At 64.4% G+C, this 9,526-nt stretch carries 8 protein-coding genes; 5 read left to right on the forward strand and 3 right to left on the reverse strand.

Annotation, left to right across the window (positions count from 1 at the left end):
* The 3 genes from EOA33_RS13940 to EOA33_RS13950 all read left to right on the forward strand — a co-directional run.
* A partial coding sequence (locus tag EOA33_RS13940; protein ID WP_127405876.1) for an FtsX-like permease family protein occupies positions 1–1,333 on the forward strand: 1,333 nt, incomplete at its 5' end.
* Between the two features lie 230 nt (positions 1,334–1,563).
* On the forward strand, positions 1,564–2,343 hold the full coding sequence (locus EOA33_RS13945) for a Bax inhibitor-1/YccA family protein (protein WP_126057427.1): 780 nt from the start codon (positions 1,564–1,566) through the stop codon (positions 2,341–2,343).
* A gap of 105 nt (positions 2,344–2,448) precedes the next feature.
* Positions 2,449–3,027: a GNAT family N-acetyltransferase gene (locus tag EOA33_RS13950; RefSeq protein ID WP_126057428.1), complete on the forward strand. Its 579-nt coding sequence runs from the start codon at positions 2,449–2,451 to the stop codon at positions 3,025–3,027.
* 161 nt (positions 3,028–3,188) lie between these two features.
* Here the strand turns inward: EOA33_RS13950 and EOA33_RS13955 are convergent, their stop codons facing one another.
* The gene (locus EOA33_RS13955; protein ID WP_126057429.1) at positions 3,189–3,578 is read right to left on the reverse strand and encodes a DUF2794 domain-containing protein; all 390 of its coding nucleotides are present in this window, start codon (positions 3,576–3,578) and stop codon (positions 3,189–3,191) included.
* Between the two features lie 389 nt (positions 3,579–3,967).
* Positions 3,968–4,741: a thioredoxin family protein gene (locus EOA33_RS13960; RefSeq protein WP_126057430.1), complete on the reverse strand. Its 774-nt coding sequence runs from the start codon at positions 4,739–4,741 to the stop codon at positions 3,968–3,970.
* Between the two features lie 185 nt (positions 4,742–4,926).
* Here EOA33_RS13960 and EOA33_RS13965 point away from each other — a divergent pair, with 185 nt between their 5' ends.
* Positions 4,927–5,655, forward strand: a complete 729-nt coding sequence (locus tag EOA33_RS13965) for a ceramidase domain-containing protein (RefSeq protein WP_126057431.1) — start codon at positions 4,927–4,929, stop codon at positions 5,653–5,655.
* A 38-nt stretch (positions 5,656–5,693) separates the two neighbouring features.
* Here the strand turns inward: EOA33_RS13965 and acnA are convergent, their stop codons facing one another.
* Positions 5,694–8,384 carry an aconitate hydratase AcnA gene (gene acnA / locus EOA33_RS13970; protein ID WP_126057432.1) on the reverse strand — a complete coding sequence of 897 codons (2,691 nt, stop codon included), beginning with the start codon at positions 8,382–8,384 and terminating at the stop codon, positions 5,694–5,696.
* A 284-nt stretch (positions 8,385–8,668) separates the two neighbouring features.
* Here acnA and ccmA point away from each other — a divergent pair, with 284 nt between their 5' ends.
* Positions 8,669–9,277: a heme ABC exporter ATP-binding protein CcmA gene (ccmA, locus tag EOA33_RS13975; RefSeq protein WP_127399967.1), complete on the forward strand. Its 609-nt coding sequence runs from the start codon at positions 8,669–8,671 to the stop codon at positions 9,275–9,277.
* Positions 9,278–9,526: the final 249 nt, after the last annotated feature.

Here is a 9,526-nt window from a genome sequence, read left to right on the forward strand (position 1 = left end):
GCCTTATGTGGCAGCGGCAGTCGGCATCGCGCTCGTCCTGGCGGCGCTGGCCATCCTGTTTTCCGGCGACCGCCGCATCGCCTCGATCTTCGTCGGCGCCACGGTCTTTGCCTTCCTTGTACTGCGCCTGGTCGGCGCGCTGGTGCAGTGGGCGGCCAGCAGGAGCCCGCGTGTCCGTTCCGTCGCGCTCAGGCTGGCGCTGGGCAACATCCACCGGCCGGGCGCCCTGACGCCGTCCGTGGTGCTGTCGCTCGGCCTCGGGCTGACGCTTTTGGTGACACTGGCGCTGATCGACGGCAATCTGAGGCGCCAGATCTCCGGCAGCCTGCCGGAACGGGCGCCGAATTTCTTCTTCGTCGATATCCAGAGCAGCGATGTCGATGCGTTCTCGGCGCTGATCGGCAAGGAGGCTCCGCGGGGGACGCTGGCCAAGGTGCCGATGCTGCGCGGGCGGGTGATGGCACTGAACGGCGTCGACGTCGGCAAGGTGAGCGTGCCGGCGGAGGGCGCGTGGGTGCTGCGCGGCGACCGCGGCCTGACCTATGATGCGAAGATGCCTGCCAACGCGACGCTGACGCAAGGAACCTGGTGGCCGGAGGACTATGCCGGCGAGCCGCTGGTGTCGTTCTCGGCCGAGGAGGGACGGCAGATCGGGCTGAAGCTCGGCGACACCGTCACCGTCAATGTGCTGGGACGCAACGTGACGGCCAGGATCGCCAATTTCCGCCAGGTCGAATGGGAGACGATGGGCATCAACTTCGTCATGGTGTTTTCGCCCAACACCTTCGCCGGCGCGCCGCATGGCTGGCTGGCGACGCTGACCGACAAGGACGCCACCATCGCCGACGATGCCCGGCTGCTCAACGCGGTGACGCGTGCGTTCCCTTCGGTGACGACGGTCCGGGTCAAGGACGCGCTCGATATCGTCAACCGGCTGGTGGGCCAGCTCGGCACGGCGAGCCGCGCCGCCGCCGGCGTGGCGCTGATCGCTTCTGTGCTGGTGCTTGCCGGCGCGCTCGCCGCCGGCAACCGGGCGCGCATCCATGACGCGGTGGTGCTGAAGACGCTGGGTGCGACGCGCAGGACGCTGATCACAGCCTTCTCGCTGGAGTATGTGCTGATCGGCCTTGCCACCGCGGTCTTCGCGCTGGCGGCTGGCGGAGTGGCGGCCTGGTTCGTGGTCGCGCATATCATGACGCTGCCATCGCATTTCATGCCGGAAGTGGCGGTGGCGACGATCCTGTTTGCGCTGCTCGTCACGGTCGGCATCGGCCTTGCCGGAACCTGGCGGGTGCTTGGCCACAAGGCGGCGCCGGTGCTGCGCAATCTCTGATTTGCCGCGCTGACACCGCCCGACTCGGATTAAATCTTGGTAAGAATGACCGCATAAAGGCCGGCAAAGCAGCTTTTTGCCCTCTCACGAACCGTTACAGCCGGTTACGGTCTTGTCCTTGACGCGAAGAACCATCATATTCCGCGCAGGCATGCTGGAGCCCCTGCCAGCGGCGCCTGGGCCCGAAATGGCCTGACACCGGACGGGGCAGAAGCAACAGAGGAATTCCAATGGCTGATCCCATTCGCAACTACCAGACGCGCGCCGTGCCCGGCGCCCGTGTCGATGCCGACATCGACCAGGGCCTGCGCGCCTATATGATCAAGGTCTACAATCTGATGGGGCTTGGCCTGCTCATCACAGGCCTTGCCGCTATCGGCACGATCATGCTGGCCACCACCACGGACCCGGCCTCGGCGGTCGCCACGCTGCCGAGCGGCGAGATGCTGACCTCGTTCGGCTATGCCATCTTCGGCTCGCCGCTGCGCTGGCTGGTCATTCTCGCCCCGCTCGCCGCCGTGCTGTTCCTGTCGTTCCGCGTCCAGTCGATGAGCGTTTCGGCGGCGCAGACCACGTTCTGGGTCTATGCCGGTCTCGTCGGCCTGTCGCTGTCGTCGATCTTTTTGGTCTACACGACGGCCAGCATCTCGCAGACCTTCTTCGCCACGGCCGCCGCCTTCGGCGCGCTGTCGCTCTATGGCTATACGACCAAGCGCGACCTGACCGCAGTCGGCTCGTTCCTGATCATGGGGCTGTTCGGCCTGATCGTCGCCATGGTGATCAATATCTTCCTGCAGTCCTCGGCGCTGTCGTTCGCGGTTTCGGCGATCGGCGTGCTGATCTTCGCCGGCCTGACCGCCTATGACACGCAGAAGATCAAGGAGATGTATTTCGAGGGCGACGCCACCGACGTCGCCGGCCGCAAGGCCATCATGGGCGCGCTGACGCTTTATCTCGACTTCATCAACCTGTTCATGTTCCTGTTGCAGTTCATGGGCGACCGCCGCTGATCGGCACTGGACCACTGAGTTCACGAAGGGCGGCCCAACGGCCGCCCTTTTCTTTTGTCCGAGCCTTTGCTGTTATGGGAGGCAGATGAACAGTTTGCATAAATTATGAGCAGCATCGCGATCAGAGCCGCAACGACGGCAAACCTCAACCGAATCACGGAAATTTACGCCGATGCAGTGACGCATGGCACCGCAAGCTATGAGCTGGAGCCGCCCAGCCGCGCCGAGATGGGCAGCCGATTCGACAGCCTGGCGGCGGGCGGCTTCCCCTATCTGGTGGCTGAAAGGGATGGCGTCGTGCTCGGCTATGCCTATGCCGGCCCGTTCCGGCCACGCCCTGCCTATCGTTTCGTTGTCGAGGATTCGGTCTATGTCGCGCCCGAGGCCAAGGGCCAGGGTGTCGGGCGTCTGCTGATGCAAGGGCTGATCGAGGCGGCCGAGGCGGCGGGCTTTCGTCAGATCATCGCCGTCATCGGCGACGGCCACGCCGACAGTGCCTCCGTGCGGCTGCACGAGAAGCTCGGCTTCCGCCATTCCGGCCGCCTCGAGGGCTCCGGCTACAAGCACGGACGCTGGCTGGACACGGTGTTCATGCAACTGTCGCTGAATGGCGGGGCAGGACTTTCGCCGGATCCGGATTCGTGGCCGGAGCGGAGGTTCCGTGATGGACTAAGGGGGAAATGAGGAACCGGGGAATTGGAGAACTGAAGAACAAAAGGAAGACGGCGGTTACATCAGGCCCTGAGTGCCTTCTTCCCTAATTCCTCAATTCCTCAATTCTTCAGTTCCTCATTTCTCCAGTTCTCCAGTTCTCCAGTTCTCCAGTTCCTCTTCGACTTCCCAGCTCAGGCCTCGATAACCTTCAGCTTGGGATCGAAGACGCCGAGCACGCGGCCGAGCTCCTGGCCGCGCTTCAGGATACGGCCGCCGGCGGCGATGACAGAGAATGCGCCCTGGCGGCGCGCCAGCTTCGGGTCCTTGACGATCTGGAACAGCGGCACCTCGCTGGCGCGGCGGAAGACGGAAAAGACGGCCCGGTCGGAGAGATGGTCAATGGCATAGTCGCGCCATTCATTGGCGGCGACCATGCGTCCGTAGAGCCTGAGGATCTGGTCGAGTTCTCGCCGGTCGAAGCGCACCGGCTGGTCGAGGCGCTCGCGTCGGGCCTCATGCAGCGGGATCAATATTGCGGATGCGTCCCCATCCTCCGTCCCACTGCCACCGCGATCGGTCATGCCTCGATCCTTCGAATGAATCTTCGCCCTCAGAAGTTGGCCCGTTCGCCGTGGAATTGCAAGACCCGGCTAAGCATGCCGGAGCCGCGCTGTTTCCGGAACGTCCAGTCACGTTTGCGAACCGCGTGTTGGAATTGGTGATGCTCTGACACATTGTCGCCACAATTTATCCGCGCTCATGCCCCAATGTCCGACGAGTTTACCGGCGTTGCCTGAGACGGTTCGGTCCGGCACCGGCTCGTAAACCCCAAGCCCCCCGCCCACGGGTCTGCGTCGGATCGAACCAACCTCGGTTTTCCGTTGGAAAATCGGGTGCGACGATCCCAAAACCTAAATGACCGGCGTCAGAAGCAAGCTGACGCCGGTTTTTTATTGCTCGAAGGCTGGGGTCAAAGGCGGTCGGGCTTGCGAATAAACGCAGCGCCGAGGATCGGGCCGGGCATGCCATCCTTACCGACCGACTGCAGCAGCACCGCGCAGCCGGCCTTCTTGGAAATCTCGGTCATCGGCAATTCGTAGCGCTGCGCCTTGCCGTGCCACATGCCGGCGATCTGGATGTCGGAGACAGCGTTCCAATAGGTCAGGCGACGCCCGCTGTTCTCGCCCTGGCCGATCTTGATCGTTTGCGGCGGTTCGAAATAGACGATCACCACATGGGCGTCGTTCGGGCCGTTGCCGGCGTCGCCGGCATCGATCATGACGCGGTCGCTGGTGTGGCTGACCGTCACGCCGACGCGCATGCCCTCGCCGGTTCGGTCGAGGCGCACCAGCGTGCCGTCGACTTCCTTGCGGCTGGCGCCGTTGACGTGGCTGCGGCCGTTGATCACGGCTTGCGGCGTGTAGACAGAGCGGCTGCCGAAGGCACGCATATAGTCATACTGCCGGTCGGTGTTTTCCTTGTTGCTCAGCGTGTCCTGCCAGCCGAGATAGTCCCAGTAGTTGACGTGATAGGCGAGCGCGACGATGTCCTGCTTGCCGGCAAGCTCGGCAAAGAACTCATCGGCCGGCGGGCAGGAGCTGCAGCCCTGGCTGGTGAAAAGCTCGACCACGCCTAGCGGTTTGTCGGCCTGGGGCTTTTCGAGCTCGCCTGCCAGCGCCGTGCCGGCACATGCCGACAGCGCCAGCGCGAGTGCCGCGAGCCGCGAGGGTTTTGCAAATGCCATGGCCGTTCCGATTCCCGCCGGTGACGCCGGCCTTGTTCTGATTGCCAAAATATGTGGCAGAAGCGCCGGTCAACGGGAAGTCACGTTGCGGTGAAATTTTCACCGTTGCAAGCACGCGCAGGGCCGCAATAGGAAGGATGCCTGCACTTCACGCCGCGGTTCGATTCGGAGGGCGCATCATCGTCATGTGGCAGACTCTCTTGGCGCCCGTCGACCTTTACTGCGAGCGGACCGGGCCGGAACTTTGGGCCGAGCCGGCCAATGCTTTGACCAATCTTGCCTTTATTGCCGCTGGATTGTGGGGCGTGCGGGAAGTGCGGCGGCATGGGACCGGAACGTTCGCCGCGATTCTGGCCTGGTGGGTGGTGGCGATCGGGATCGGCTCGACGCTGTTCCACACCTTCGCCGTCAAGTTCACGATCTGGGCCGACGTGCTGCCCATCGCCGGCTTCACGCTGGCTTTCACGCTGTTCAACCTGCGCCGGTTTCTCGGTCTGGAGTGGGGCAAGGCGATCGCCGCCTTCGTCGTCTTCTATGCCGCCGCCGGCCTGTTGACCTATGCGGTGCCGGACTGGCTGCGGCAGGCCTCGAACGGCACGACCGGCTACCTGCCGCCGTTCCTGGCGCTTGCCGTCTTTGGCGTATGGACGGCGGCCAGCGGCAGCGGCGCCGGCCGCTATATCCTGGTGGCTTCGGCGATCTTCGTCGTCTCGGTCGGCTGCCGGATGGCTGATCCACTGGTTTGCGCCAGCTTTCCGCTAGGCACGCATTTCCTGTGGCACATCCTCAACGGGCTGATGTTGGGCGTGCTGCTGGCGGCGGTGGCGCGTCAGGGCGCCCCGAAGGGCAGGGGAATAGGGGAGTGCGGCAGCAAGGAAGCAGGGAATAGGGTGAAGCTGGGGCAAACGGCCTAACCTTCTGCCCTATTCCCCTACTCCCGTACTGCCTTTCACTATGCTGCCAGATCGCGCAGCACGTATTGCAGGATGCCGCCGTTCTTGAAGTAGTCGAGCTCATCCAGCGTATCGATGCGGCAGATGATCGGCACGTTCTTCACCGTGCCATCGCCATAGGTGACCTTGGCGCCCATCTTCTGGCGCGGCTTGATGGCGTCCAGCCCGTCAATCTCGACCAGCTCGTCACCCTTGAGGTTGAGGGAAGCCCATGAGGTGCCGTCCTCGAAGACGAAGGGGATGACGCCCATGCCGACCAGGTTCGAGCGGTGGATGCGCTCGAAGGACTGAGCGATGACCGCGCGGACACCAAGGAGGTTCGTTCCCTTGGCCGCCCAGTCGCGCGACGAGCCGTTGCCGTATTCGACGCCGGCGAAGATGACCAGCGGCACGCCTTCCTTCTTGTACTCCATCGCGGCGTCGTAGATCGACATCTCCTCCTTCGAGGGGTAGTGGATGGTGTAGCCGCCCTCGCGGCCGTTCTCGCCCAGCATGTGGTTGCGGATGCGGATGTTGGCGAAGGTGCCGCGCATCATCACCTCGTGATTGCCGCGCCGCGTGCCGTACTGGTTGAAGTCGGCGACGCCGACGCCATGTTCGGTCAGGTACTTGCCGGCCGGCGAGGCGGCCTTGATCGAGCCCGCCGGCGAGATGTGGTCGGTGGTGATCTTGTCCCCGAAGAGGCCGAGCACGCGCGCGCCCTTGATGTCGCCGATCTTGCCGAAGCCCGAGGTCATGCCGGCGAAGTAGGGCGGGTTCTGCACATAGGTCGAGCTGTCGTCCCAGGCATAGGTCTGGCCTTCCGGCGCCTTGACCTTCTGCCAGTATTCGTCGCCCTTGAAGACGTCGGCATATTTGCGGGCGAACAGCTCGCGCGTGACGTTCTTCTCGATGAACTCCTGGATCTCGGCCGCGCTCGGCCAGATGTCCTTGAGGTAGACCGGTTTGCCGTCGCTGCCTTCGCCGAGCGGCTCGGTGGTCAGGTCCTTGGTCACCGTGCCGGCCAACGCATGGGCGACGACCAGCGGCGGCGACGCGAGATAGTTCGCCTGCACGTCCGGCGAGACGCGGCCCTCGAAGTTGCGGTTGCCGGACAAGACCGCGGCAGCAATCAAGCCTTTGTCATTGATTGTCTTGGAGATCGGCGCCGGCAGCGGGCCGGAATTGCCAATGCAGGTGGTGCAGCCGAAGCCAACCAGGTTGAAGCCGATCTGGTCGAGCTCCTGCTGCAGGCCGGATTTTTCCAGGTATTCGGCGACCACCTGGCTGCCTGGCGCCAGCGAGGTCTTCACCCACGGCTTCTGCTTCAGGCCGACGCGGTTGGCGTTGCGGGCGAGCAGCCCGGCGCCGATCAGCACGCTCGGGTTCGAGGTGTTGGTGCACGAGGTGATGGCGGCGATGACGACGTCGCCATGGCCGAGATCGTGGTCGGTGCCTTCGACCGCGTAGCGCTTGGAGATCTCGGCGGCCTTCTTGTACTCGGTCTCCATCGCCTTGGCGAAGCCGGCCGGAATGCCTTCCAGCGCGACGCGGCCCTCAGGGCGCTTCGGGCCTGCCATCGACGGCACGACGTCGCCGAGATCGAGCTCGAGCAGGTCGGTGAAGACCGGGTCGGCGGAGCCGGCGTCGCGCCACATGCCCTGCGCCTTCGAATAGGCCTCGACCAGCGCGATGCGGCTTTCCTCGCGGCCGGACATCGTCAGATACCGGATGGTCTCGCTGTCGACCGGGAAGAAGCCGCAAGTGGCGCCATATTCCGGCGCCATGTTGCCGATGGTGGCGCGGTCGGCCAGTGTCATGTTGGATAGGCCGGGGCCGAAGAACTCGACGAACTTGCCGACAACGCCCTTCTTGCGCAGCATCTGGGTGACGGTAAGCACGAGGTCGGTGGCGGTGACGCCTTCCTTGAGCTTGCCGGTGAGGCGGAAGCCGATGACCTCGGGCAGGAGCATGGAAACCGGCTGGCCAAGCATCGCCGCCTCGGCCTCGATGCCGCCGACGCCCCAGCCGAGCACGCCGAGGCCGTTGATCATGGTGGTGTGCGAATCGGTACCGACGCAGGTGTCGGGATAGGCGGTGGTCTCGCCGTCCTCGCTGTTCGTCCAGACGACCTGGCCAAGATATTCGAGGTTGACCTGGTGGCAGATGCCGGTGCCGGGCGGCACGACGCGGAAGTTGCGGAAGGCCTGCTGGCCCCATTTCAGGAACTTGTAGCGCTCCTCGTTGCGCTCATACTCGAGCTCGACATTGCGGGCGAAGGCCATCGGCGTGCCGAACTCGTCGACGATGACGGAGTGGTCGATGACGAGGTCGACCGGCACCAGCGGGTTGATCTTTTCCGGATCGCCGCCGAGCGCCTTGATGCCGTCGCGCATGGCGGCCAAATCGACCACCGCCGGAACGCCAGTAAAATCCTGCATCAAAACGCGGGCCGGACGGTAGGCGATCTCGACGCCGGCGGTGCCCTTGTCGGTCAGCCAGCCGGCCACCGCCTGGATGCTCTCCTTGGTGACGGAGCGGCCGTCCTCGTTGCGCAGAAGATTCTCCAGCAGCACCTTCATCGAATAGGGCAGCCGGGCAATGCCGGCGAGGCCGTTCTTCTCGGCCTCGGTAAGGTCGAAATAGACATAGTCAGCGCCACCCGCGGTCAGGGTGCGGCGGCATTTGAAACTGTCGAGGGATTTTGACACGTGCGATCCGTCCTTGTCTGTTCAGCCTGAAAGGGAACGGACGCCGATGGCATGCAATCACGCGCAAAGGTGCGGGTACGGCCATTTCCGCTGTCCGCTCCCAAGCAACCCGAGCCGTTCAAGGCGGCGCGTGCGCTGGTTCGGCGCCAATTCTGTTCCCGCGCCGACCGCTGGCACGGATGATCCGCATATAGAGAATTTCCTGGAATAGTTCTAGACAGTCGAAAGGCAAATTTGTGCGATGCGGCGACGGCCGCGAAACGGTGCTTTCGGAACGGGCAATGATGCGGCTGATCGCCGAAAATCTGGGCGGCGAGCGCGGCGGCGAGACGGTCTTTTCCGGCATCGGCTTTGCGCTCGAGAAGGGCGAGGCACTTGTCGTCACCGGCCCGAACGGCGCCGGCAAGTCGACGCTGCTGAGGGTCATCGCCGGACTGCTGCGGACTGCTGAAGGGCAGGTCCGGGTCGAAGGCGGTGGCGAGGCCTTCCCCACGGTCGCCTCGGCCTGCCACTATCTCGGTCATCTAAACGCGATGAAGACGGCATTGAGCGTGGCGGAGAATCTGCGCTTCTGGCGCGACTTTTCCGGTGAGCCGGCGTTTAGCGTGGACGAGGCGCTGGCGACCGTCGGGCTCGGCGGCATCGGCCATCTGCCGTTTGGCTATTTGTCGACCGGGCAAAGGCGGCGCGCCTCGATCGCAAAACTCCTGGTCAGCCACCGGCCGATCTGGCTGCTCGACGAGCCGACGGCGGGGTTGGACAAGGCGTCGGAGGAGAGGTTTGGCGGACTGATGCGGGTGCATCTTGCGGATGGGGGGATCATCGTGGCGGCGACGCATCTGCCGCTTGGGCTGGAAGGGGCGCGCGAGCTGCAAATGAGGGTGGCCGGTTGATGTCGGTGCTCTACGGCGCCCCCCTCTGGCCTGCCGGCCATCTCCCCCACTTGGGGGGAGACTGGCAGCTCCGGCGCCCCGCTCATCTTTTCAATGTTGGTGATTGGCGAAATCGCCGGCGACGTCTGATCTCCCCCCTCGTGGGGAAGATGGCCGGCAGGCCAGAGGGGGGCGCGAAGGAACGCACACCTAACCAGCGTACCGCCCCATAATGGGGTCCCTCTTCCTGCCCGATATCCGCCTCTCGGT

Source organism: Mesorhizobium sp. M4A.F.Ca.ET.050.02.1.1, from assembly GCF_003997725.1.
Classification (GTDB): domain Bacteria; phylum Pseudomonadota; class Alphaproteobacteria; order Rhizobiales; family Rhizobiaceae; genus Mesorhizobium.